The sequence below is a fragment of the Burkholderia sp. AU33423 genome (assembly GCF_002223135.1).
GTDB lineage: Bacteria > Pseudomonadota > Gammaproteobacteria > Burkholderiales > Burkholderiaceae > Burkholderia > Burkholderia lata_D.
Map to the genome: position 1 here is coordinate 766,865 of NZ_NKFH01000004.1, position 23,141 is coordinate 790,005.

The following is a 23,141-nucleotide window of genomic DNA, read 5'->3' on the forward strand; positions in this document are numbered from 1 at the left end:
GTGGATACCGACATCACCCTCCCGGAAAACCTGCCCGACGCAGGCGTCGAATTGCGCGATATCCTGCGCGCGCTCGGCGAGCGGCACGGTTCCGGTATTCGCGCGCTCGAAGCGCTGATGGCGCAGACGGCCCTCGGCGCGGACGAGATACGTGTGCGGCTCGCCGCGCAATTCCACATGAAGCCGATCGGGATTCGCGAACTGGATCGTCTCGAGCCCGATTTCGACACGGTGTCGTTCGTCGAGGCGACGGCGCGCCTGTGTGTGTGCTTCCGCGATCCCGACGGCGGCGACGCGCTGCTGTTCGCGATCGCAGACCCGCTCGATGCGCGCACGCGTGGCTGGGTCGAGCACCGGATGCGCGCGCGGCCGGCGATGCCGTACGGCTGGGCGCTCGCGAGCGCGGGGGACCTCAACGCGTATCTGGCCGTGCGCGAGAAGGATATCCGCGCGATGGATTCGCTCGCGTTCGACGATTCGATCCAGCACGCGCCGGATCCCGCGTCGCTGGCGCTGACGCTGCAGGGCATCAGCAGCGACGACAGTCCGGTGGTGCGCCTGCTGAATTCGACGATCTACGATGCGCTCAAGATGCTGGCGAGCGACATCCACCTTGAATGCCGGGCGAACGGATTGATGATCAAGTGCCGGGTCGACGGCGTGCTCACCGTGGTGGGGCGCGTCGACGGCCATGACGTCGCCGACCAGGTACTGTCACGCGTGAAGGTGATCTCCGAACTCGATATCGCGGAGCGCCGCATTCCACAGGACGGGCGCTTCAAGGCGATGTACGCCGGGCGCGAAATCGATTTCCGCGTGTCGATCATGCCGAACCAGTTCGGCGAGGACGCAGTGCTGCGGATTCTCGACCGCTACCAGCTTTCCCAGGCCGCGGGCGGCCTGACGCTCGAGGCGCTGGGATTCCAGCCGGGCGACACGCGGTTCATGCGTTCGGTCGCGGCCATGCCGTACGGCATGCTGCTCGTCACGGGGCCGACCGGCAGCGGCAAGACCACGACGCTTTACGCGATCCTCACCGAAATCAACAACGGCCTCGAGAAGATCGTGACGATCGAGGATCCGGTCGAATATCAGCTTGGCGAAATCCTGCAGATTCCGGTCAACGAGGCGAAAGGCCTGACCTTCGCGCGCGGGCTGCGCTCGATCCTGCGGCACGATCCGGACAAGATCATGGTCGGCGAGATCCGCGATCCCGACACCGCGCAGATCGCCGTGCAGGCCGCGCTGACCGGCCATCAGGTGTTCACGACCGTCCACGCGAACAACGTGTTCGACGTGATCGGCCGCTTCACGAACATGCAGGTCGATTCGTACAGCTTCGTATCCGCGCTCAACGGCGTGGTCGCCCAGCGGCTGCTGCGTCGGTGCTGCCCGGATTGCCTCGTCGAGGACAGCGTGGACGCCGATACGCTCGCCCGCTCGGGCATCGATCCGGACACGGCCGGCGGCTACCTGTTTCGGCGCGGCGCGGGGTGCGCGATGTGCCGCGGCAGCGGCTATCGGGGTCGGCGCGCGATCGCGGAGGCGCTGCGCATGAACGACGAGCTGCGGCAACTGCTGTCGGAGCGCGCGCCGCTCGGGCACATCAAGGCGGCGGCGCTGCGCTACGGGATGACGACGCTGCGATCGGCGGCGATCGAGCAGGTGAGGCGCGGCGAGACGACGCTCGAGGAGATCAATCGTGTCACCATGGTCGAATAATGCGCTTGCGATCGGCGTCGGCACGCGCGAAGTCGTGGTCGGGGTCCGCACGTCCGTACCGTGGCGGCTGCACCGGCGCACGCTTGCCGGCGATCCGGTCAGCATCGGGATTCCCGACGAGCGGTTCGGCAGCGAGACGGGCGTGCTCGACGCACTGCGTGCCGCGTTTGCCGCGCCACCTGACGCCGCTACCGATGCCACTGTCTCCGCCTCCGAAGCGCAGGAGCAAGACGCGCACGTGCCGGCGCACGGCAAGACGCCGCCGAAGCGCAGCGCACACATCGTGCTCGACGATTTCTGGTGCCGCCACGCGATTTTGCGCGGCGATTTCCGCACGCTGCGCACGCGCGAACTCGAAACGATCGCGCTCGCCCATTTCTCCGATACGTACGGGATCGACGTCGAATCGCTGATGGTGCGCTTCTGCGTGCAGCCCGGCGGCCGCGCGCTCTTTGCCAGCGCGCTGTCGCGCACGCTGTACGACGGCATCCACGATGTCGGTGCGGCCGCCGGGGTGCGCGTGCGCAGCCTGAGATCGTGTCTGCCGGAGACGCTGAACCGTCTCGCTGTGAAGTCCGACGGCGATGCGCTGCTGCTGGTCGCCGCCGACGCGTTGCTCCAGGCGGTCGTGATCGAGCGGGGCGGCTGGGCGGCGTACGATGCGCAGCGCCTCTTTCCCGGCGAGCTGGGCGACGCGTCGCGGCTCGCCGAACTCGCGGAGCAACTGTTCGAACGCTCGGCGACGCGGGCGGGCCTGAAGTCCAGGGACTGTACGGTCTATCTGCCGGCGCTCGACACGGACGCGGCACCGTTCGAGGCGCGTTTCGCGGCCGCGATCCGGCCCGCACTGCCGGCGCTCGACGGCTCGCCGGCGCGCCGGCTGATGGAGTATGCGCCATGATGCGGCCGCTCGATATCGACTTCTGCCGGCGCGGCGCGCGCGTCCGGATGGGCGGCATGATCCTGCTCGGTGTTGCCGTGCTGCTGTGTGTCGCCAGCGGCGCGCGACTGTGGCACGCCTACGCGGAGAACGACCGCGTGCAGGAGAGCATGGAGGCCGCCCGGCACCGGACGCTCGCGCAGCGGCACGTCGCGAAGGCGCTGCCGACGGCGGCCGAGAAGCTCGCGGAAAAGCAGAGCGGGGCGGTGCTGCGCGAGCTGACGGTGCCGTGGCAGACGCTGTTCTCGATCGTCGAGGACTATCCGGACCACGACGTCGCGCTGATCGGCATCGACCAGAACCCGGCGCAGGGGCAGATCCGCATCACGGCCGAAGCGAAGAACCCCGACGCGATGATCGCGTACCTGAAGTATCTGCAGACGAGCGTCGTGCTGCGCGAAGCGGTGCTCAACGGCCATCTCGTCGAGAGCAACGTGCCGGGCATGCCGGTGCGTTTCCAGATCACCGCCGTCTGGAGGAAGTCATGAAAACCGATCGGTTGGCCGACCGGCTGCTCACGTTGCGTTTCGAATGGCGGCGCGCGTTCGGTCTGCCGGGCCTTGCCGGCCTGCTGCTGGTCGGCGCCGCGACCATCATGGTCGCGGCGGTACCCGGCCTGGATGCCGATACGCGCGCGCTGCGCGCGCCGGCCGGGCTCGTACGGGCCGCGCCCGTCCATCGTCCGGCCGGCGCGCCCGCGCCGGCGGCGGAGGCGGTTTCGCTCGACGCGTTGCCCGAGCTGTTCCCGCGTTTCACGCAAAGCGCGGATGACATCGCGTCGATCTTCGCGCAGGCGCGCGACAGTCACCTGACGCTCGGCTCCGCCGAGTACCAGGTGACGACCGATTCAGGCGCGCGCTTCGCGCGCTACGAGGTGCTGTTGCCGGTCAAGGATCAGTACGGCGCAATCCGGCATTTCCTGGCGTCGGTGCTCAACACCGTGCCGAATGCGGCGCTGCAGGAAATCCACGTCGAGCGTCCCGCGGTGGGCAGCAATATCCTCGATGCGCGGGTGCGCTTCGAGCTCATCTACCGGAGCGCGCAGCCATGAACGCCATCGCCCTGAAGCCGGCTTCGCGCACGCGTATCGTGCTGGCACTGTGCTGCGTCGTCTTCGCCGGCGCCGGGTATCGCGTGCTGGTCGCGGCGACGCGGAGCACGTCGCCGGTTGCGGCGATTGCCGGCGTGCATCGCGACAGCGCACACGCACCGGCAGCCCGGGCCGCCGCGCACGCCGCGCCGGCCACGCCCGCGTCGCGACCCGCGCCACCGGTCGCGGCGCCGACGCCGCTGGAGCGGCTCGCCGCATTGCGTGCGCCGGTGTCCGTCGAGGCGGCGCACGACCCGTTCACCGCGTCGTCGTGGCTGCCGCCGCCCCCCGTCGTGCCGCCGCCGCCCGAAACGCGTCCGGCGCCGCCGACGGCGCCGCCGATGCCTTTCACCTTTGTCGGCGAACAGGATGCCAAGGCGGCCAGGCCGCGTGTGTTTCTCAGCAACGGGGATCAATTGCTGATCGTGTCTCCGGGCGACGTGATCGATCGCCAGTATCGCGTCGAGTCGGTTTCGGAGTCGAGCGTGGTGCTCACCTATCTGCCGCTGAACCAGGTGCAGGTGGTGTCCATTCCAGTGGAAGGAAAGTAGATGAAAACCTCACGCACACGGGATGCGCGCCGCACCGGGGACAGCGGCCCGTCGACCCTCCTCACGCCTGCCGCCCCGTTCGACCTCCGGCATGCGCCGGTCAGCCGGATCGCGACGACACGCGCGCTGGCGATCGCCGTGGCGCTGCTCGCGGGCGGCGGCTGCGCGCATGTGCCGAACGTTCACGACGATCCGACCAATGCGCAGGTGAGGATCGACGCGATGCACGACCGCGACGCGCAGGTCAACGAGTTGCTGGACAACGCCGACACGTTTCGCCGGCAGAACCAGTTCGACGACGCGGCGCGGTCCGCCTACATGGCGGCCGAGCTCGACCCGACCAGCGAGCGCGCGCGCCGGATCGGCACGATGATCGAGCAGGACCGCAAGCATCTGGCGATCCTGCAGGAAGCGGACCGCATGATGAAGCGCGGCTCGTACGCGCCGGCGGCCGACCGCGTGCATCGCGTGCTGGTCGAGGATCCGGCCAATGCGATGGCGCTGAGCATGCAGTCGGAACTCGACGCAAAGCGCCAGCAGCAACGCGCGGAGCGGGACGACAAGCTCGCCGCTTCGTCGATCATGCGCACGCCGGTGTCGCTGCAGTTCCGCGACGCCAATGTGCGGATGGTGTTCGAGGCGCTGTCGCGGACCTCCGGACTGAACGTCATTTTCGACCGCGACGTGCGCGCCGACCTGAAGACGACGATCTTCGTGCAGAACGCGTCGCTGCAGGACACGGTCGACATGATCCTGATGCAGAACCAGCTCGACAAGAAGCAGATGAACGCGAACACGTTGTTCATCTATCCGGCGACACCCGCGAAGGAACTCGAATACCAGGAGCTCAAGGTGCGCACGTTCCAGCTGTCGAACGTCGATGCCAAGCAGATCCAGTCGCTGCTGAAGAGCCTGCTGAAGGTGAAGGAAGTCGTGATCGACGAGCACGCGAACACCGTGACGATCCGCGGCACGCCGGACATGATCAAGGTCGCCGAGGAGATGATCGCCGCGCAGGACCTGCCGGAACCGGAGGTGATGCTCGAAGTGCAGGTGCTGGAGGTGTCGCACGAGCGGATGACGCAGCTCGGCATCGACTGGCCGAATTCGTTCACGGTGTCGACGCCGAGCACGGCGAATACCTGGGGCGGGCTGCACCATCTGCCGATCAATGCACTGAATGTCAGCGGCCTGTCCGCGACCGCGGATTTCAAGCTCACGGATACCGACGCGAACCTGCTCGCGAGCCCGCGCATCCGCACGCGCAATAAGGAGAAGGCGCGCATCATGATCGGCGACAAGGTGCCGGTGATTTCGAGCTCGAGCACGCCGAGCACGAGCGGCCCGTCGTTCACGCAGATGATCCAGTACCTCGATGTCGGCATCAAGCTCGAAGTGGAGCCGCAGGTTTACCGCGACGGCGACGTCGGCATCAAGTTGAATCTCGAGGTCAGCAATATCACCAACACGATCTCGAGCAGCAATTCCCAAGGCCTCAGCTCGCTCGCGTATCAGATCGGTACGCGCAGCGCGTCGACCAGCCTGCGCCTGCGGGATGGCGAAACCCAGATACTCGGCGGGCTGATCTCGGACGAGGATCGCCGGAACGCGAACAAGGTGCCGGGCCTGGGGCAACTGCCGTTGCTCGGTCGGCTCTTCTCGGATCATGGCGGCGATCACAAGAAGACCGAGATCGTGCTGCAGATCACACCGCGCATCGTGCGTCCACAGGTCGCGGCGGATTCGGACACGCAGGAAGTGTGGTCGGGCACCGACGTCAACGTGCACGCCGACCAGCTGCGGCTCGACCCGGTCGCGCTGAACGCGGAAGGGTCCGCCCCGGCGTCCGCATCGTCGGCGCCGGCGCCCGTCGCGAAGGTGGTGCCCGGCAGCGTGGGCGGCGGCACCTCGGGCCGCAGGACGTCCACGCCGCTGGAGGCGGCCGCGATCCGGGCGCAACCGTCGCCGGAGAGCGGCGCGTTCGGGCAGATGCCGGCCGCGCCGCGCACGACGCCGCCGCCCGAACCGTACGGCGGACGCTTCGCGAGACCGCAGTTGCCTGCCCCCGCGGCGGCAACAGGCGGAGCGTCGCCCGCGGATGGCGCGGCGCAGGCCGCCGAGCCGGCGGGCAACGAAGTGGCGCCGGCCCCAGGCACCACCGTGACGCCGGTGGCGACGCCGCAGTCGACCACGCAGGTCGCGGCACCGGCCGCGCCGCCGGCTGCGGCACCGGCTGCGGCACCGGCGTCGACGCTGCAGATGCCGGCGGGCGATATCCCGAGCGAAAACCCGCTTCACGCGGTTCCCACCGGAAATTGAACCGTGGCTATCCATCACCGCACGTCGCGCGTCGGCGGCCCTCGTCATCCCGGTCAGCGGGGCTTCACGCTGATCGAGATGGTGATCACGCTCGCGCTCGTCGGCATTCTTGCGTTCGCGATCATGCCGTTTTCCGAACTGATCGTGCAGCGCCAGAAGGAGCAGGAACTCGGCGCCGCGCTGCGCGAGATCCGCACCGCGGTCGATGCGTACAAGGATGCGAGCGACGCGGGGCAGATCGACAAGGAACCGGAAGCGTCCGGCTATCCGCCGTCGCTCGCCGTGCTGGTGACGGGCGTGAAGAACGCGAGGGATCCGAAGGGCGGCCTGATGATGTTCCTGCGCCGGGTGCCGCGCGATCCGTTCTTCGCCGGCGATCCCGATACGCCCGCCGAGGAGACCTGGGACGTGCGCGCCTATGGAACGCCGCCGGATCCGGCGGCGGGCGACCCGGCGGCCGACGGGATATCCGGGAGCGCCGAGGCCGGCAAGGACGTGTTCGACGTGACCTCGAAATCCGCGCGTGTCGGCATCAACGGCATCCCGTACAAACAATGGTGACGGTGATCATGAACCCCGCTCGCATCCGCAGGACTCGCGGCTTCACGCTGATCGAGATCGTGGTCGTGATGGCCATCATCGGCCTGCTGCTGACGCTGGCGGTGCCGCGTTACATGCACAGCATCGAGCGCGGCAAGGAGCAGGTCCGGCAACAGAACATCGCGGTGATGCGCAACGCGATCGACCAGTACTACGGTGACAACGGTCAGTATCCCGAAACGCTCGACGAGTTGGTCTCGAAACATTATCTGCGCGCGGTCCCGCTCGATCCGGTGAACGGCGACGACAAGTGGGCGGCGATCGCATCGTCGGACGAGACCAAGCCGGGCGTCTACGACGTGGCGCCCGCGAGCAGCGCACAGGCTGCTCAACCCGCTGCGACGAGCGTGCCCAAATGAGCCAGGCCGGCCGAGCCGCGCACGTCGTCGCGCGGGCGATGCGCGGCCGCCCGTGCACCGCACGTCAGCGCGGGCTCGTGCTGCTGGCGCTGCTGATCGCGCTGATGCTGATGTCGATCGCGCTGGCGGGCGCGCTGGATGTCTGGTCGTTGCAGCGTCGCCGCGAGCAGGAGCGGCAACTGCTGTTCGTCGGCGATCAGTACCGGAGGGCGATCGTCCACTACTACCGGCTGGCGCGCGCCTATCCGGAAACCGTCGACGACCTGCTGGAAGACAGCCGCTTTCCGAAGCCGATCCATCATCTGCGCCGCGCGTATCCCGATCCGGTCACCGGTCGGAACGACTGGGGATTCCTGTGGCGCGCCGATCGCTTCTACGGCATCTACAGCAGCTCGGATCTGGCGACGATCAAGCGCGCGGGATTTCCGCCTCGGTATGCGGATTTCGAAGGCGAGGAAACCTACGGAAAGTGGCGCTTCCTTTATCTCGCCCCCGGCCTGATCGCGCCGGCCGACGGTGCGTCCGCTTCCACGCCTGCGCCTGCGTCTGCGTCGGTGGGCAGCTTCCCGAGCCTTTCCGGGTTCGCGGGCGGATACCTGCCGGGGCAGGCGCGGTCCGGTCTGCGTTGATGGACGACGAAAAAAAGCGCGATGCCCACACGGGCATCGCGCATAAACCGGCGTGGAGCGCCGACGAATGAACGTGGTGAAGAAAGGGACGCCCGGTCAGGCCTTCGCGAGCTTGATGCTGGTCTGCTCGGCGGTCAGGTAGCCGACGCTGGCGCCGAAGCGATCCTTGAAGTTCGCGCGCACGAGCGGATCGAGCGTCGGCTTGACCTTGTCGTGCAGCGGCGATTCCCAGTCGCCCGCGTGCTGGAAGTTGCTCATGATGTAGGTCCAGCCGTTGATCTCGTCGACCGCGTGCAGGCCCGTCGATTCGGCGCCGGCCGGGCACGACAGCACGCGTACCAGCGACTTCGTGTCGACGTTGTAGGCCCACAGGAAGTTGTTCACGTGCATGCCCGAGTCTTCGCCGATGAAGAGCGTGCGCAGCTTTTCGGAGAACTTCAGGTTGTCCGGGTTCGCGATCTTGTCCGGGTTCGCGAGGTTGCCGAGCCCGTCGGCCGCGGCGAGATCCTCGCCGACGAGCGCGGCCGGCGCGCCCATGTCGACCGGCACCCACTCGCTGTCGATCGTGCTGCCCGTCGTGTCGCGCTGGCTGCCCTTCAGGTTCAGTGCATAGACGGCGCCCGCGGCGATCTTCTTGTCGACCGCGACGTCGCGCGACACCGCATTGCCCTTGACCATCGACGTTTCGATCCGCGACATCGCCGTGTAGACGATCTTGTCCTTCGCGTTCACGGTCGTGCCTTCGAGCTTCGTGAACGCCATGCTGCCGCCGAGCAGCGCCGCGTAGCGGTGCGTCTCGAGGAACGCGGCCGCTTTTTCCATCCCCGGCTTCACGCGCATCCAGTTGAACTTGCCGCCGAAGTGGATCTTCGTGTAGCTCGCATCGTTCGGGTCGGTAGTCACCAGGTCCATGATGTCCGACGCCTTCAGCGTGTTCGCGAGCGCTTCGATCTCGCTGCTGGTCGCGTGGCCGATCTTGATCCATGTGAGCGTCGCGGTGCCCGCGCCGGCGGACGACGTCTGCGTCCACTTCGCGACGTACAGCGTGCCGGCCGACAGGTCGGCCGCCTTGTCGGCGACGAACATGAACAGGCCGCCGTTGGTGGCGTCGTCACCCATCATCACGGTGCGCTGGTCCGGCATCACCTGGATCAGCTCGTGCGAGATGCGGCCGAGGCAGTAGTGCTTCTTCACGCTGCCCGTGCCGTCCGGATTCACGGTGATCTCGGGCAGGTGGCCGTAGTGGTAGGGGTTCGCCTTCGTCTCGTCGCCGAAGGTGTTCTTGCTGAACGCCTTGAACTGCGCGTCGGTCGCGACCTTCGTCGCGTCCGGCTCGTACTCCTCGCTCGACAGGTGCGTGCCCCACGGCGACAGGCTCGCGCCGCACGTGATCCACAGCCCGTGCGCCTTCGACGTGTCGACGTTGTGGTACTTGACGACCTTCAGCGCGCCGTTGGCCGGATCCTGATCGAGCGTCAGCACCGCGATCGGCGACGGCAGCTGGCCGTATTGCGATGCGCTGGCCTGGTCGCGCGTCGTGTATTCGAACTGCACGACCGCGAACACCGTGTTGCCCTTCACGCCGGGCACGTTCGCGTTCTTCAGCGTCAGCAGCGAACTGCCGTCCGGGCAGTCGGAATAGAACTGGCGTTCCTTACCGGCCACCGAGCGGTCGATGATCGGCTGGTTGTTGATGTCGTAGTAGCCGCCCGCGAGCGTCGTGCCGCCCTTGCCGTCCGGCACCAGGTCGCCCGTCACGAAGAACGGCCGGTACGCCAGCTTGAAGTTGCGCGCCGAGCCGTCCGAGAACGACACCGACAGCGTCGAGCCGACCGTCGTCGTGGCCATCGCGGCCGCGTTGTCGAGCGTCGGAGCGGCCATCGCCGAGAACGTCGCCGACGTGTACGCGGCGGCGACCGGGGCCGGCGTCGACGCCGGATTGTCGTCGCCGCCGCAACCCGTCAGCAGGGCCGGCAGCGCGAGGCCGGAAAGCGGAAGCATCGGCGCGCCGGCGAGGATCTTCAGGGCCTGACGACGGGAAGTATTGGGCAACGCGGGCATGTGGAGTCCAGTTTCAGTTGTTGGAAGAATGGCCTTCGCGAAGCAGGCGATCGGCAAGCTCGGCGAAGGCAAATTGAAAACTGGACGGAAGTGTAGGGACGCTAGATGAAAGTTTTTTGAATTGAAAACGTAATGATGTGTCGGGCGGCCGTCAGGTGAACGGACGGCCGCCGGTCGCAAGCGTTTGCGCTCAATCGCGTTCGGGCGTCGCCGAGATGCGGTGGATCGACAGGTCCGCGCCGTCGAACTCGGCTTCGCGGTCGAGGCGCAGCCCGACGGTCGCTTTCAGCGCGCCGTAGACGAGCGTGCCGCCCGCGGTCGCGATCGCGATGCCGCCGAGCGTGCCGACGAGCTGCGACATGAACGACACGCCGCCGAGACCGCCGAGTGCTGGCAGGCCGAACACGCCGGCCGCGAGACCGCCGAGCGCGCCGCACATGCCGTGCAGCGGCCACACGCCGAGCACGTCGTCGATGCGCCACTTGTTCTGCACGCAGGTGAACATCGCGACGAACAGCGCGCCGGCCGCGGCGCCCGTGACGAGCGCGCCGATCGGGTGCATCACGTCGGAACCCGCGCACACCGCGACGAGACCCGCGAGCGGCCCGTTGTACGTGAAGCCCGGGTCGTTGCGGCCGGCCATCCACGCGGCGAGCGTGCCGCCGACCATCGCCATCAGCGAGTTCACGGCGACGAGGCCGCTGATCTTGTCGAGCGTCTGCGCGCTCATCACGTTGAAGCCGAACCAGCCGACCGCGAGCACCCACGCGCCGAGCGCGAGGAACGGGATGTTCGACGGCGGGTGCGCGGCGATCCGGCCGTCCTTCGCATAGCGGCCGTGGCGCGCGCCGAGCAGCAGCACGGCCGGCAGCGCGACCCAGCCGCCGAACGCGTGCACGACGACGGAACCCGCGAAATCATGGAATGGCGCACCGAACGCGTGCGTGAGCCAGGCCTGCACGCCGAAGCGTTCGTTCCAGGCGATCCCTTCGAAGAACGGATAGATGAAGCCGACGATGATCAGCGTCGCCACGAGCTGCGGATTGAACTTCGCGCGTTCGGCGATGCCGCCGGACACGATCGCGGGGATCGCCGCCGCGAAGGTCAGCAGGAAGAAGAAGCGCACGAGCGCATAGCCGCTGTGCTGCGACAGCGTGCCGATGTCGTCGAAGAACTCGACACCGTACGCGATCGTGTAGCCGATGAAGAAGTACGCGAGCGTCGACACCGAGAAGTCGACCAGGATCTTCACGAGCGCGTTGACCTGGTTCTTCTTGCGGACCGTGCCGAGTTCGAGAAAAGCAAAGCCCGCGTGCATCGCGAGCACCATGACGGCGCCGATCAACAGGAACAGTGTATCGACGCCGGATTTCAGACCATCCATGCCGTGGCTTCCTTGCGCAAAAAACGGGCGAGGAACGCAAGTATCGAGCCAACTTGGTGAACGGCTGCGTGGAGTTGGTGCTTCAACACCGTGTGGTGCGGCAATCCGGTGAATCGTGCACGGGAAGGGGGCGCGGCCGATGCGTATGCTATGTGATTCGGGGTGCACGCGTGTGGTGCGACACGTGCAGAACTGGTGCGTGTGACGTGCCGATTGGCGCGGTGTGGTGCGTCGTGGTGCGCGAAGGTAGGTCGCTGCGCACCGTTCCGGCGCATCAGTGACGTGGGAACAGCAGCGGCGGCCGGCGCAGCCGCAGCGCGCACGCCGACCAGTAGGCGGCGACGGTCGTCAGCCCGAGGGCGGCAAACGCGAGTGCCGCGAAGCCCGCCAGCGACTGGCCGTCGGCGGTCGGGCCGAGGATGCCTTCCGCGACGATCAGCGCGGCCGTCCAGAAGCCGATCACGGCCTGCGTGAGCAGGCGCGCGGACGCGACGCGGCGCGGGCGCCCGGATTCGGCCAGGCGATGGGCCGACGGCGGGCGCAGGCACAGGAACAGGGTGGCGGCGAGCACGGCGGCCAGGGCGATGAGCCAGTCGACGAGAAAATTCATGGGAAAAAGGGGCACGTCCAAAGCGGGTTGAAGCGTGCCCACTTTAGTGTCCTCGCGTGTGCGATTAAATCAGACGAGTCCGAAATTGAAAGCCATTTTTAATAGCGGCGCGTGATTGGCCCTGTTCCACAGGCGGTATCATCGACGTCGGTCCAACCACGAGGCCGCGCGACGCGCGGCCGGAGATTGCTGATGAACATGAAGACATCGCGGGCGCGTCGCGTGCCCGGGTCCGTATTGGCGGCCGTGGCCGCCGGTGCGCTGTTGTTGCTCGCGGGCTGCGAGAAGTCCGGCGCGCCGGCCACGCAACCCGATACGGCCGCGAGCGCGGCCGCCGATGCCGCGAACAATGCGGCCAAGGCGCTCGACCAGGTGGCGAGCACCGTCAACCAGCAGCTCAACGCCGCGAAGGCCGGCATCGCCTCCGCGGCGTCGGCCGTGCCGCCGCTGTCCGCGAGCGGCCTCGCATCCGCCGCGCAGGCGCAGATCGACGCGGCCGCGTCCGCGGTCGTCGCGCATGCGGCTTCCGAAGCCGGCGCGAAGATCGCCGAAGCCGGCAAGAAGCTCCAGCAGTGGAGCCAGCAGAATGCGTCGGGCGCCAAGCCCGCGAGCGGAGAGTGACGCGGGCTTGCATGATCCGCTAAATGTAATTATAGTAGTTACACATGTCGCCGGCTGCGGGATGGGCCGGCGTCGTCAAGTGAGTCAGGAATGAATACCAGCAGCCGGTTCGCGTTTGCCGTCCACGTGCTTGCCTTGCTGTCGATGCAGGAGGGCGTGCCGTTGTCGTCCGACATCATCGCGGGTAGCGTGAACACGAATCCGGCGCTGATCCGCCGGTTGCTGTCGATGCTGGCGGCCGCAGGGCTGACCACGTCGCAACTGGGTGCGGGCGGCGGTGCGCTGCTGGCGCGCGAGCCCGGCGCGATCACGCTGCTCGACGTGTATCGCGCGGTCGACGATGCGCAACTGTTTGCGCTGCACCGTGAGGCGCCGAATCCGGCGTGTCTCGTCGGGCGGCACATCCAGGGCGCGCTGATCGACTACATCGGCGACGCGCAGCGTGCGATGGAAGCATCGCTTGGCACGCGCACGCTGGCCGACGTCACGGCCGACGTGCTGGATCTGGAGCAGCGCACGCAGCAGGCGACACGCGCCGGCGGGTGAGCGGCAGCAGGGCAGGAAGCCGGACGGCGCGAGACGCGTGGCGACCGGCACAACGGGGGCTTTGCCCCGTTTTTTTTCGGTCTTATATGTAATTAACTACGTTACATATTTTTCTTACTGGAGAATCGATATGACGCAACGTACCTTGAATATCGCGCTGTTCGGCGCCACCGGCACGATCGGCTCGCGCATCGCCGCGGAAGCTGCACGACGCGGCCATCGCGTGACCGCGCTGTCGCGCCATCCGGGTGCAGCCGGCGACGGCATCACCGCGAAGGCGGCCGACCTGTTCGACGCGGCCAGCATTGCGGCCGCCCTGCCGGGCCATGACGTCGTCGCGAGCGCGTACGGTCCGAAGCAGGATGATGCGGCGAAGGTCGTCGCCGCTGCGAAGGCGCTGGTCGCCGGCACGCGCCAGGCGGGGCTGAAGCGGCTCGTGGTGGTGGGCGGCGCGGGTTCGCTCGAAGTTGCGCCGGGCAAGCAGCTCGTCGACAGCGAAGGTTTCCCGGAAGCGTACAAGGCGGTCGCGCTCGCGCACCGCGACGCGCTCGACTACCTGAAGACGGTCGGCGATCTCGACTGGACGTTCTTCGCGCCGGCTGCACTGATCGCCCCGGGCGAGCGGACGGGTACGTTCCGCACGGGCGTCGGCAAGCTGATCGTGGATGCGCAAGGCAACAGCAAGATCTCGGCGGAAGACTACGCGATCGCGTTCGTCGACGCGCTCGAGCAAGGCAGCTTCGTGCACGAGATCGCGACGGTCGCGTATTGAGCGGTGCGCTGACGCTGGCCCGTGGCGCGTGAGCGCCGGGCTGGCCGCGACGTGCAGGAACGCCAGGCGATTCCACCTTCACGGGCGGGATCGCCTGTTTCATTTGGCGCGTGCGGTGTGGCGGCGGATCCGCTCGCTCCGCGCGCGTACCGGATCGGTATTTATACCGGTCGACGCGGCGAAGCCGTTTTCATATTGTTCCCCGTTGTGCAGGATGAATAGAATAAATTTCTATCTACGAGGGACTGGAGAAATGGACGCCATCGATCGCAAGCTGCTGGAGCTGTTGCAGGCGGATGCCACGCTGCCGATCGCGGAACTGGCGCAGCGCGTGAACCTGTCGCAGACGCCGTGCTGGAAGCGCGTGCAGCGGCTCAAGGAAACCGGCGCGATTCGCGCGCAGGTTGCGCTGTGCGATCCGCGCAAGCTCGGGGTCGGCACGACCGTGTTCGTCGCGATCCGCACGAACCAGCACACCGAGGAATGGGCGCAGCGTTTCACGCAGGCCGTGCGCGACATGCCGGAAGTGGTCGAGGTGTACCGGATGAGCGGCGAGACCGATTACCTGCTGCGCGTCGTGGTGGCCGGCATCGACGATTACGACCGCGTCTACAAGCAGTTGATTCGTGCGGTGCCGCTGTTCGACGTCAGCTCGTCGTTCGCGATGGAGCAGATCAAGTATTCGACCGCGCTGCCCGTGCGCGATCTTGCCGAGCCGGCCTGACGCGGCAATGAAACGCAGGAACGAAACGCGGCGATGAAACGCGGCGATGAAACGACGCGGGCGCGTATCGCGCCCGCGGGTTCAGCGGCCGCGCGCCAGTGCGCGCGCGCGTTCGTCGGCCAGCGCGTCGCGGCGCACGAAATCCGCGACAAACGGGCTGGCCGGATGGTGATGCAGCGCGTACGGCGTATCCCATTGCGCGAGCTGGCCGTCCTTCATCACGCCGATCCGGTCGGCGATCGCGAACGCCTCGGCCTGGTTGTGCGTGACGAGGATCGCGGTGTGGCCGGTGCGTTTCAGGATGTCGCGCAGCTCGAACGCAAGCCGCTCGCGCATATCGACGTCGAGATTCGAGAACGGTTCGTCGAGCAGCAGTAGCTCCGGTGACGGTGCGAGCGCACGCGCGAGTGCGACGCGCTGCTGCTGGCCGCCCGACAGCTCGTGTGGATACGCGCCGCCGGAATCGGCCAGGCCGACGAGTTCGAGCATCTCCGCGACACGCAGGCGTCGTTCGGCCTTCGGCATGCGCCGCAGGCCGAAGGCGACGTTGTCCGCCGCGCTCAGGTGCGGGAACAGCGCGTAATCCTGGAACATCATGCCGATGCGCCGCCGCTCGGGCGGCACGTCGAGCGATGGCGCCGCGACGGGCACGCCGTCCAGCATGATGCGCCCCATGCGCACCGGCTCGAAGCCGGCGATTGCGCGCAGCACGGTGGTCTTGCCGCAGCCGGACGCGCCGAGCAGGCAGCCGATGTCGCCGCGCGGCAGCGCGAGGCTCAGCCCGTCGACCACGGTGCGGCGGCCGTGCGGCGTGTCGTAGGCGAGGCAGAGGTCGTCGAGTTCGAGCAGGTTCACGGTGTCAGGCTCCGATCTTGTAGCGGGTGCGGGCGAGCAGGATCACGGGCACGAGCCCGGCCAGCACGATCGCGAGCGCGGCGACCGCGCCTTCCTCGTAGGTGCCGCGCGCGGCTTCCGCATACAGCCAGGTCGCGAGCGTGTCGAAGTTCAGCGGACGCAGCAGCAGCGTCGCCGGCAATTCCTTCATCGCGTCGACGAACACCAGCAGCGCGCTCGTCGTGAGCGCGGGCCGCAGCAGCGGCAGGTGCACGCGGCGCAGCGTGCCGCCGGCCGTCTCGCCGAGCGAGCGCGCCGCCTGTTCCAGCGACGGCGGGATGCGCGCGAGGCCGGCCTCGATGCTGCCGGCCGGGATCGCGAGAAAGCGCACGGTATAGGCGATCACGAGCGCGGCGGTCGAACCCATCAGCAGCAGCCCGTCGCGGCCGAGCGCCGCGCCGAACAGCCGGTCGGCCGCCGCGAACGGGATCAGCAGGCCGATCGCGAGCACGGTGCCGGGCACCGCATAGCCGAGGCTCGCGATTCTCGCGCCCACGCGGGCCGGGCCCGCGCGGGCGCTGTCGCGTTGCGCGCGCGCCGCCCATGCGACGACGAGCCCGCACACGAGCGTCGCGAGGGTGGCGGCGGTGGCGATCGTCAGTGTGTTCGCGAGCCCGGTCATCAGTTGTGCGGATACGCCGCCGACCAGGTGCAGCCGCTTGGCCGTCTCGACCGCGAGGTACGCGGCCGGTGCGCCGAAGCCGAGCAGCACGGGCAGCCAGCCGAGCACCGCGGCGCCCAAGGCCGCCGTGCCCGTCAGGCGGCGCGGCGCGATCGGCCGCATGCGCCGGCTATGCGCATAGCGCTGGCGGCGGCGTCCGTAGCGTTCGAGCACGATCATGCCGACGACGATCGCGAGCATCGCGAGCGCGATCTGCGCGGCGCCGGCGAGATCGGAGCGCGTGATCCACGTCGTGTAGACGGACACGGTCAGCGTCTGCACACCAAGGAATTCCGACGCGCCGATATCGTTCAGCGTTTCGAGCAGCGCGAGGCTCACGCCCACCGCGATCGCGGGCCGCGCGAGCGGCACGACGACGCGCCAGAACGTGGCCATGCGTCCCGCGCCGAGCGTGCGCGCGGCTTCGAGCAGGCTCGCGGACTGCGTGACGAACATCGCGCGCGTGCTCAGGTAAACATAGGGATACAGCACGAAGCCGAGCACGAAAATCGCGCCGGGCAGCGAACGCAGGTCGGGCAGGCGGAACTGGCGCGGGCTGTCGAAGCCGAGCAGCCAGCGGACCGCGCCCTGTACCGGGCCGATCGGGTGCAGCAGGTCGAGATAGGCGAACGCGACGATGTAGGTGGGAACCGCGAGCGGCAGCAGCAGCGCCCACGTCAGCATCCGGCGGCCGGGAAAGTCGTACGCGGTCACGAGCCACGCGCAGCCCGTGCCGACGATCGACACGATCGCGCCGACGCCCGCGAGCAGCAGCAGCGTATTGACGAGTGCCTGCGGCAGCACGAATTCGGCGAGATGGCGCCAGTGCGCGAGATCGGCGTCGAACGCGGCGGCCACGAGCACCGCAAGCGGCGCCGCGACCGCCGCGGCGATCGCCAGCGCCGCGAGCAGCCACAGGCTGCCCGCGCGCGGCAACACGCGCGGCCGGCCGGGCGGGCGGCGCGCGCCGCCGGCGGTGGTTGCGTCAGTTGTCAAAACCGACCTTGTCGACCAACTGGCTCGCCTGCTTGCGATGCTTCGCGATGTCCGCCAGCGGCAGCGGGTCGATCTTCAGCGTGCCGAAGCTGGCGATCACCGGGTCGAGCTTCACGTTCGCGCGCACCGGGTATTCGTAGTTCGCCTGCGCATACAGCGCCTGCGCTTCCGGCGACACGAGGTACTCGAGCAGTTTCACCGCGTTGGCCTTGTGCGGCGCGTGCTTCGCGACCGTCGCGCCGCTGATGTTCACGTGCGTGCCGCCGCTCTTCGCGTTCGCGAACGTCGGCCGCACGACCTTGATCGCGTCGCCCCACTTGCGCGCGTCGCTGCCGGGCTCCGCGTTCTTCATGTGACCGACGTAGTAAGCGTTCGCGAGGCCGACGTCGCAGATGCCGCCGAGGATGTCGCGCGCGACGTCGCGGTCGCCGCCCGTTGCCTTGCGCGCGAGGTTCGCCTTCACGCCGCGCAGCCACTTCTCGGTCGCCGCTTCGCCATCGTGCGCGATCATCGCCGCGACGAGCGCCGTGTTGTACGGGTGCTGGCCCGAGCGGATGCAGACCTTGCCCTTCCATTTCGGATCGGCGAGATCCTCGTAGCGGAACGCGTCGACCTTCAGGTCCTTCTCGACGTACAGCACGCGATCGCGCAGCGACAGCGCGTACCAGTCGCCGTTCGCACCGCGCAGGTTCGCGGGAATCGCGTCGTCGAGCGCCTTCGAGCGCACCGGCTGCGTGAGCCCGCCGTCGACGAGATCGAGCAGGTTGCCGACGTCGACCGTCATCAGCACGTCGGCCGGCGACTGCGCGCCTTCCGCCTTCACACGCTCGAGCAGGCCGTCCTTCACGAACACCGTGTTGACCTTGACGCCGCTCTGCTTCGTGAACGCGTCGATGAGCGGCTGGATCAGCTTCGGTTCGCGGGTGGTGTACAGGCTCACTTCCTCGGCTGCCTGGGCCAGCGGCGCGAAAGCGGCGGCGGCAAGGGCGAGGGCGCCGGCAAGCGGCAGCAGGCGGGTGCGCGGATTCGACATGAAGACTCCGGAAGGGGCAGGTGGACGAAGGGAGCGTTCCGGAGCGCGCCTGCCGCCCGAGCGATCCGAAACATTACAAAATGAAAGACTCGAGATTCTAGATCGAAATAGGAACGATTATCAAATGAAAGCTTGCGATGGGCGCGGGGAGGGCGGGGAAGGGGGGCCGGAAACGGCGCGTCGCAGCGGGCGCGCAAGCGCGTAGAATGCCCGCTTCGATGAATTTGACGGAGTCGCCCCGACCATGAACGATCAGCGCAAGAAGAATCCTGTCCGCAACGTGAGCATCCTGATCGTCGTGGCCGTGCTGCTCGTGATCGGGACGATCCTGTACAACGCGATTTCGCAGAAGCACGCGTACGACGAGGCCCATCCGGCCGAGGCCGCGAGCGCGGCGTCGCACTGACGTGCCGATGCGCGGCCCGGCGGGCCGCGCCCGCAGGTGCATGCGAAGGGGCGGAATCCCCGGCTGCTGGCGCGCTGGATGCCGCGCGGAGCCGGGAGAGAAGCGGGCGCCGGAACCGGCGCGCCGCGTAGGCAGGTCAGTCGTGCGTCAACGTGACGCAGGGGCGAATTTCGGGCGGATCCGTGCGTAGAACACGACCGCGAGCAGCGCGAGCCAGGCCGCGCCGACGACCAGCGCGACGCGCGTGTCCTCGAACCAGCCGAGCATCACGATCACGAAGCCCATGAACGCGATCGTCAGTGCCGGCGCGACCGGCCACAACGGCACCTTGAACTTCAGCGCCGCGACTTCGGCGCTCGACAGCCGGCGGCGCATCGCGACCTGCGACAGCAGGATCATCAGCCACACCCACACGGTGGCGAACGTCGCGATCGCCGCGACCATCAGGAACACGTCCTTCGGCATCAGGTAGTTGAGCAGCACGCCGACGAGCAGCGCGACCGCCATCACGAGCACCGTGACCCACGGCACACCGTGCCGCGACGTCGTCATCAGCACGGCAGGCGCCTGGCCCTGGCGCGCCATCCCGAACATCATCCGGCCTGCGCCGAAGATGTCGCTGTTGATCGCGGAGATCGCCGCGCTGATCACGACGAGATTCAGGATCGTCGCGGCCGACTTCACGCCGAGTGCCGAGAAGATCTGCACGAACGGGCTGCCGTCGTTGCCGACACCCGTCCACGGGCTGATCGACATCAGCACGACCATCGTCAGCACGTAGAACAGCAGGATGCGCGCGGGCACCGCGTTGATCGCGCGCGGAATCACGCGCTCGGGATCCTTCGCCTCGCCGGCGCTCATGCCGATCACCTCGATCCCGCCGTACGCGAAGATCACGACCGACAGCGACGCGATCAGCCCGCCGACGCCGTTCGGCAGGAAGCCGCCGTGGTTCCACAGGTTCGCGAACGTCGGCACGTCGGCCGAGTGGCCGAAGTGCATGCCGGTCAGCAGGATCGCGACGCCGCCGCCGATCATCGCAATGATCGCGCCGACCTTGATGATCGACAGCCAGAACTCGAGTTCGCCGAACACCTTCACGTGGCACAGGTTCAGCCCGCAGATGATCGCGACCACGCCGAGAACCCAGATCCATTGCGGGACATCCGGAAACCAGAAGCCCATGTAGATGCCGAAGGCGGTGATGTCGGCGATCGCGACGATCACCATTTCGAGCGTGTAGGTCCAGCCGGTGACGAATCCGGCGAACGGGCCGAGGTTCTCGGTCGCGTAGTGGCCGAACGAGCCGGCGACGGGTTCGCGCACGGCCATCTCGCCGAGCGCGCGCATCACCATGTAGACGGCCGCGCCGCCCAGGATGTACGCCAGGATCACGGCCGGGCCCGCGAGCTGGATCGCGGACGCCGACCCGTAGAACAGGCCCGTGCCGATCGCCGAACCCAGCGCGAGAAAGCGGATGTGCCGCGCGCTCAGGTGGCGCTGCAAGTTTTTCATCGTGTCTCCGATATCGTTATGCGACGGACCGGGCGAGCGGAGCCGGTCCGATTGTCTCAAGTTGTCTATACAACTTAAATGTGAACGAATGATAACAAGCCGGGCCGGGTGACCGGAATCGGGTATTCCCTGACTGGCGCGACGGGCGCAATGGGGGGCTGGGCGGTCGCGCTTCGAGGGCGCGGGCCGCGTGGAACGGGCGGGTCATGCTTCGGGGATCGCTGAATCGGGGAGCGCCGGGGCCGATCCGCGACATGCGCGGGCCGGCCACCGGCGGGGTAAAGCCTGGGTCAGGCGGGCAGGCGGATCACGCTCGCATCCTTGCGGATCAGCAGCGACGACGCCAGCATCTGCTTGCACTGGTGCGCGAGCACCTTCAGGTCGTGCGTGAGCTCGGCCCCCACCGCATCGGATTTCTCCGCGGACACGACCATCGCGTCGAGGTCGCGCGTGATCTGCTTCGACGCGTCGAGCTGGTCGGCGGGCGGCGGCTCGCCCGCCTCGGCCTTCTCGAGATTGTCGAGCACCGCGGCGAGGCCGCGATGCAGCGCGTCGTCGTGGAGGAGGCTGCCGTCGGCCGCGCAGGCCGTGCGGATCAGCGGCGCGGCGGCCGTGATCTGCGCGCCGAGCACGTGCGTCTGCACGAGCAGGTCGTTCAGTTCGGGCACGAAGCGCTGGTGCGCCTTCGGCTCGATCATCATCCGCTGGAACGCCTGCCCAAGATTCGCGAACGCGATGTGCACGTCCTTGCGGGCGAGGCGGTAGCGGTAGTCGTCGTCGAGGGCCGTGGCCGGCGTCTCGATGGCCGCGGCGACCACCGGCACGACGGCCGCGCCGTCGGCGGCCGGCACCGGCGGCGGCGACATGCCGCGCCCCGCGCGCCACACGGCCTCGAAATACTTGCGGGTGGCGGTGAGCATGTCGGCGACCTGCTTGCCCATCAGCCGGTATTCCCAGTACGGGAACAGCCGGCTCGCGGCGATCGCGATCATGCAGCCGACCACCGTGTCGATCGCGCGCTCGCCGATGATCCGCATGCTGCCCGGCGCGAGCAGGTGGAACATCAGCAGCACGTACGACGACGTGAACACGACGCTCGCCGCGTAGTTGAACAGCAGCAGGCTGTAGCTCATCACCATCGACCCGAACATGATCGCGATCAGCAGGTGCGTATCCTTGACCGTGTAGATCAGCGCGACGCTCGCCGCGCAGCCGATCAGCGTACCGACGATACGCGCCGCGTTGCGCTGCTTGGTCAGCGAGTAGCCGGGCTTCAGGATGATGATGGTGGTCATCACGATCCAGTACGCGTTCGTGAGCGGCAGCAGCCGGCCGATCCAGAAGCCGACCGCCACGGCGATCGTCACGCGCAGCGCATGGCGAAAGCTCGGCGAGCGCATGTTCAGGTTCGAGAAGATCAGCAGCGGCGACATGCGGCGGCGCTGCAGGAAGCGCGTGAGCGCCTTGTCGATCTTCAGTTCGGTTTGCTGCGGATCGGCGTGGCCCGACAGGTTGCGGCGCATCCGGTCGATCAGGCGCGTCGCGCTCCAGATGCGCCGGAACGTGGCCAGCACGGCCGCATACGCTTCCGCGTTGGTGGCCGGGAAGTTCTTCTTGCGCATCAGCTCGATCTCGTACTCGATCGCGCGCAGCTCGGCCTTCACGCTGATGTGCGAATGCGGCGCGCGGTTTTCGAGCACCGAGAGGCCGACCTCCTCGAGATCGGCGGCGGCCTTGCGGATCAGGTCTCGATAGAAAATGATCAGGTCCGAGCCGCCGAACGTATTGCGCACGAGCGGGTAATCGGTGTGCGCGCCGACGAACAGCTCGTGCAGGTCGACGCTGTTGATGAACAGGTTGTACATCGTCGTGCGGGCGGGGTCGAGCTTGCCGCGCCGCAGCTTCGGCAGGTTGCGCAGCACGATGTCGCGCGCGGTTTCCTGCGTTTCGACCGCCGTGATCTGCTTCGCGACGAGATTGCGGTAGCACTCGTCGAGATCGGCATCGAGATCGTAGAACTGCGCGCGCGCGAGCAGGTAGTCGGCGCACGCGAACAGGCTCTCGGCAAGCGCCTGCTGCTCGATCCGGCGCGCCTGCCATTGCGACACGAGCGTGGCCCAGTACGTGTACCAGAGGCCGCCCGCGAGAATCCAGCCGGCGTTGATGAACGCCTGCAGCGGCGTGAACTTCTCCTCGAGCGTCATCACCATCATGAACAGCGTCGCGAAGCTGATCTGCGGCCAGCGGTTGCCGTAGACGACGATCAGCGACAGCACGAAGGTGAGCGGCACGATGGTGAGCCACAGCACGAAGATGTTCGGTGTCGCGAGGCCGGTGGCGAGCGCGGCCAGAAAACCGATCACGCTGCAAGCGAGCATTTCGTTGTGCTTGTACTTGAGCGGGCCCGGCATGTCGACGACGCAGGCGCCGAGCGCGCCCGTCGAGATCGTGAAGCCGAGCTCCCGGTTGTGAAACACGATCAGGCACAGCACGGCCGGCAGCGAGACGCCGACCGCGATCCGCAGGCCGCCGAAAAAGTACTGGCTGTAGAAAAACTTTCTGATTTCGACCGAATAGCGCATCGATGGGCTGAATAGCAGACGAAGACGCCCGGGGGCGGCATCTTGACTGGCGACGAGTCTATCGTATTTCGCGGTCCGTAAAACCAGGCTTTCCGGACGAGGTTCGCGACGGCGGCCCATTTGCTA

The 23,141-nt window shown here is 67.7% G+C and carries 22 protein-coding genes; 14 read left to right on the forward strand and 8 right to left on the reverse strand.

The window, feature by feature from the left end:
* From CFB50_RS06260 to CFB50_RS06300, 9 genes are read left to right on the forward strand one after another with little or no spacing between them, the layout of a single operon-like run.
* Positions 1-1,722 carry a GspE/PulE family protein gene (locus CFB50_RS06260; RefSeq protein WP_089445264.1) on the forward strand — a complete coding sequence of 574 codons (1,722 nt, stop codon included), beginning with the start codon at positions 1-3 and terminating at the stop codon, positions 1,720-1,722.
* A complete protein-coding gene (locus CFB50_RS06265; protein ID WP_089445265.1) occupies positions 1,703-2,623 on the forward strand; it encodes a hypothetical protein in 921 nt (306 codons plus the stop codon). The genes CFB50_RS06260 and CFB50_RS06265 overlap by 20 nt, the downstream gene beginning before the upstream one ends.
* On the forward strand, positions 2,620-3,150 hold the full coding sequence (locus CFB50_RS06270) for a hypothetical protein (RefSeq protein ID WP_089445266.1): 531 nt from the start codon (positions 2,620-2,622) through the stop codon (positions 3,148-3,150). The genes CFB50_RS06265 and CFB50_RS06270 overlap by 4 nt, the downstream gene beginning before the upstream one ends.
* Entirely contained in the window at positions 3,147-3,713 is a 567-nt protein-coding gene (locus tag CFB50_RS06275) for a hypothetical protein (RefSeq protein ID WP_089445267.1), read from the forward strand. The genes CFB50_RS06270 and CFB50_RS06275 overlap by 4 nt, the downstream gene beginning before the upstream one ends.
* 38 nt (positions 3,714-3,751) lie before the next feature.
* Positions 3,752-4,303 (forward strand): hypothetical protein, encoded by a 552-nt coding sequence (locus CFB50_RS06280; RefSeq protein WP_373452943.1) that lies wholly within the window; start codon positions 3,752-3,754, stop codon positions 4,301-4,303.
* Positions 4,304-6,622 carry a type IV pilus secretin PilQ gene (locus CFB50_RS06285; RefSeq protein WP_089445269.1) on the forward strand — a complete coding sequence of 773 codons (2,319 nt, stop codon included), beginning with the start codon at positions 4,304-4,306 and terminating at the stop codon, positions 6,620-6,622. It begins immediately after the preceding gene.
* A 3-nt stretch (positions 6,623-6,625) separates the two neighbouring features.
* A complete protein-coding gene (locus CFB50_RS06290; RefSeq protein ID WP_256978754.1) occupies positions 6,626-7,183 on the forward strand; it encodes a type II secretion system protein in 558 nt (185 codons plus the stop codon).
* Positions 7,184-7,191: 8 nt separating this feature from the next.
* A complete protein-coding gene (locus CFB50_RS06295) occupies positions 7,192-7,581 on the forward strand; it encodes a type II secretion system protein (protein ID WP_069249252.1) in 390 nt (129 codons plus the stop codon).
* Positions 7,578-8,210 (forward strand): type II secretion system protein, encoded by a 633-nt coding sequence (locus CFB50_RS06300; protein WP_089445271.1) that lies wholly within the window; start codon positions 7,578-7,580, stop codon positions 8,208-8,210. The genes CFB50_RS06295 and CFB50_RS06300 overlap by 4 nt, the downstream gene beginning before the upstream one ends.
* A gap of 96 nt (positions 8,211-8,306) precedes the next feature.
* Here CFB50_RS06300 and CFB50_RS06305 read toward each other — a convergent pair whose 3' ends face one another.
* The 3 genes from CFB50_RS06305 to CFB50_RS06315 form a co-directional block, all read right to left on the reverse strand.
* The gene (locus CFB50_RS06305; protein WP_089445272.1) at positions 8,307-10,271 is read right to left on the reverse strand and encodes a PhoX family protein; all 1,965 of its coding nucleotides are present in this window, start codon (positions 10,269-10,271) and stop codon (positions 8,307-8,309) included.
* Between the two features lie 190 nt (positions 10,272-10,461).
* Complete coding sequence (locus tag CFB50_RS06310) at positions 10,462-11,655, reverse strand: ammonium transporter (RefSeq protein WP_069247559.1); 1,194 nt, start codon at positions 11,653-11,655, stop codon at positions 10,462-10,464.
* Positions 11,656-11,929: 274 nt separating this feature from the next.
* A complete protein-coding gene (locus CFB50_RS06315; protein WP_069247560.1) occupies positions 11,930-12,265 on the reverse strand; it encodes a hypothetical protein in 336 nt (111 codons plus the stop codon).
* A gap of 192 nt (positions 12,266-12,457) precedes the next feature.
* On the opposite strand from CFB50_RS06315, the gene CFB50_RS06320 reads away from it, so the two are divergent.
* From CFB50_RS06320 to CFB50_RS06335, 4 genes are all read left to right on the forward strand, one after another.
* Entirely contained in the window at positions 12,458-12,886 is a 429-nt protein-coding gene (locus tag CFB50_RS06320; RefSeq protein WP_069247561.1) for a hypothetical protein, read from the forward strand.
* A 90-nt stretch (positions 12,887-12,976) separates the two neighbouring features.
* A complete protein-coding gene (locus CFB50_RS06325; RefSeq protein WP_069247562.1) occupies positions 12,977-13,432 on the forward strand; it encodes an Rrf2 family transcriptional regulator in 456 nt (151 codons plus the stop codon).
* Between the two features lie 130 nt (positions 13,433-13,562).
* On the forward strand, positions 13,563-14,204 hold the full coding sequence (locus CFB50_RS06330) for an NAD(P)-dependent oxidoreductase (RefSeq protein WP_089445273.1): 642 nt from the start codon (positions 13,563-13,565) through the stop codon (positions 14,202-14,204).
* A gap of 253 nt (positions 14,205-14,457) precedes the next feature.
* Positions 14,458-14,928, forward strand: a complete 471-nt coding sequence (locus CFB50_RS06335; RefSeq protein WP_011351482.1) for an Lrp/AsnC family transcriptional regulator — start codon at positions 14,458-14,460, stop codon at positions 14,926-14,928.
* A gap of 81 nt (positions 14,929-15,009) precedes the next feature.
* Here the strand turns inward: CFB50_RS06335 and CFB50_RS06340 are convergent, their stop codons facing one another.
* Genes CFB50_RS06340 through CFB50_RS06350 form a run of 3 tightly spaced genes read right to left on the reverse strand, consistent with a single transcriptional unit; the run spans position 15,010 to position 18,512 of the window.
* Positions 15,010-15,783, reverse strand: coding sequence for an ABC transporter ATP-binding protein (locus CFB50_RS06340; RefSeq protein ID WP_089445274.1), 774 nt, complete (start codon positions 15,781-15,783; stop codon positions 15,010-15,012).
* Positions 15,784-15,787: 4 nt separating this feature from the next.
* On the reverse strand, positions 15,788-17,479 hold the full coding sequence (locus tag CFB50_RS06345; RefSeq protein ID WP_089445275.1) for an ABC transporter permease: 1,692 nt from the start codon (positions 17,477-17,479) through the stop codon (positions 15,788-15,790).
* Positions 17,469-18,512 carry a Fe(3+) ABC transporter substrate-binding protein gene (locus tag CFB50_RS06350; protein ID WP_043182119.1) on the reverse strand — a complete coding sequence of 348 codons (1,044 nt, stop codon included), beginning with the start codon at positions 18,510-18,512 and terminating at the stop codon, positions 17,469-17,471. The genes CFB50_RS06345 and CFB50_RS06350 overlap by 11 nt, the downstream gene beginning before the upstream one ends.
* A 244-nt stretch (positions 18,513-18,756) precedes the next feature.
* On the opposite strand from CFB50_RS06350, the gene CFB50_RS06355 reads away from it, so the two are divergent.
* Positions 18,757-18,918: a hypothetical protein gene (locus tag CFB50_RS06355; RefSeq protein WP_006476417.1), complete on the forward strand. Its 162-nt coding sequence runs from the start codon at positions 18,757-18,759 to the stop codon at positions 18,916-18,918.
* A 147-nt stretch (positions 18,919-19,065) separates the two neighbouring features.
* Here the strand turns inward: CFB50_RS06355 and CFB50_RS06360 are convergent, their stop codons facing one another.
* Entirely contained in the window at positions 19,066-20,433 is a 1,368-nt protein-coding gene (locus tag CFB50_RS06360) for an amino acid permease (protein WP_089445276.1), read from the reverse strand.
* 290 nt (positions 20,434-20,723) lie between these two features.
* The gene (locus tag CFB50_RS06365) at positions 20,724-23,015 is read right to left on the reverse strand and encodes an FUSC family protein (RefSeq protein ID WP_089445277.1); all 2,292 of its coding nucleotides are present in this window, start codon (positions 23,013-23,015) and stop codon (positions 20,724-20,726) included.
* Positions 23,016-23,141 lie beyond the last annotated feature (126 nt).

Coding starts and splice junctions, on each gene's coding strand:
- CFB50_RS06270 (WP_089445266.1), top strand. CDS start 2,620: ATGATGCGGCCGCTCGATATCGACTTCTGCCGGCGCGGCGCGCGCGTC.
- CFB50_RS06315 (WP_069247560.1), bottom strand. CDS start 12,265: ATGAATTTTCTCGTCGACTGGCTCATCGCCCTGGCCGCCGTGCTCGCC.
- CFB50_RS06275 (WP_089445267.1), top strand. CDS start 3,147: ATGAAAACCGATCGGTTGGCCGACCGGCTGCTCACGTTGCGTTTCGAA.
- CFB50_RS06350 (WP_043182119.1), bottom strand. CDS start 18,512: ATGTCGAATCCGCGCACCCGCCTGCTGCCGCTTGCCGGCGCCCTCGCC.
- CFB50_RS06300 (WP_089445271.1), top strand. CDS start 7,578: ATGAGCCAGGCCGGCCGAGCCGCGCACGTCGTCGCGCGGGCGATGCGC.
- CFB50_RS06335 (WP_011351482.1), top strand. CDS start 14,458: ATGGACGCCATCGATCGCAAGCTGCTGGAGCTGTTGCAGGCGGATGCC.
- CFB50_RS06325 (WP_069247562.1), top strand. CDS start 12,977: ATGAATACCAGCAGCCGGTTCGCGTTTGCCGTCCACGTGCTTGCCTTG.
- CFB50_RS06360 (WP_089445276.1), bottom strand. CDS start 20,433: ATGAAAAACTTGCAGCGCCACCTGAGCGCGCGGCACATCCGCTTTCTC.
- CFB50_RS06355 (WP_006476417.1), top strand. CDS start 18,757: ATGAACGATCAGCGCAAGAAGAATCCTGTCCGCAACGTGAGCATCCTG.
- CFB50_RS06305 (WP_089445272.1), bottom strand. CDS start 10,271: ATGCCCGCGTTGCCCAATACTTCCCGTCGTCAGGCCCTGAAGATCCTC.
- CFB50_RS06295 (WP_069249252.1), top strand. CDS start 7,192: ATGAACCCCGCTCGCATCCGCAGGACTCGCGGCTTCACGCTGATCGAG.
- CFB50_RS06310 (WP_069247559.1), bottom strand. CDS start 11,655: ATGGATGGTCTGAAATCCGGCGTCGATACACTGTTCCTGTTGATCGGC.
- CFB50_RS06365 (WP_089445277.1), bottom strand. CDS start 23,015: ATGCGCTATTCGGTCGAAATCAGAAAGTTTTTCTACAGCCAGTACTTT.
- CFB50_RS06285 (WP_089445269.1), top strand. CDS start 4,304: ATGAAAACCTCACGCACACGGGATGCGCGCCGCACCGGGGACAGCGGC.
- CFB50_RS06330 (WP_089445273.1), top strand. CDS start 13,563: ATGACGCAACGTACCTTGAATATCGCGCTGTTCGGCGCCACCGGCACG.
- CFB50_RS06320 (WP_069247561.1), top strand. CDS start 12,458: ATGAACATGAAGACATCGCGGGCGCGTCGCGTGCCCGGGTCCGTATTG.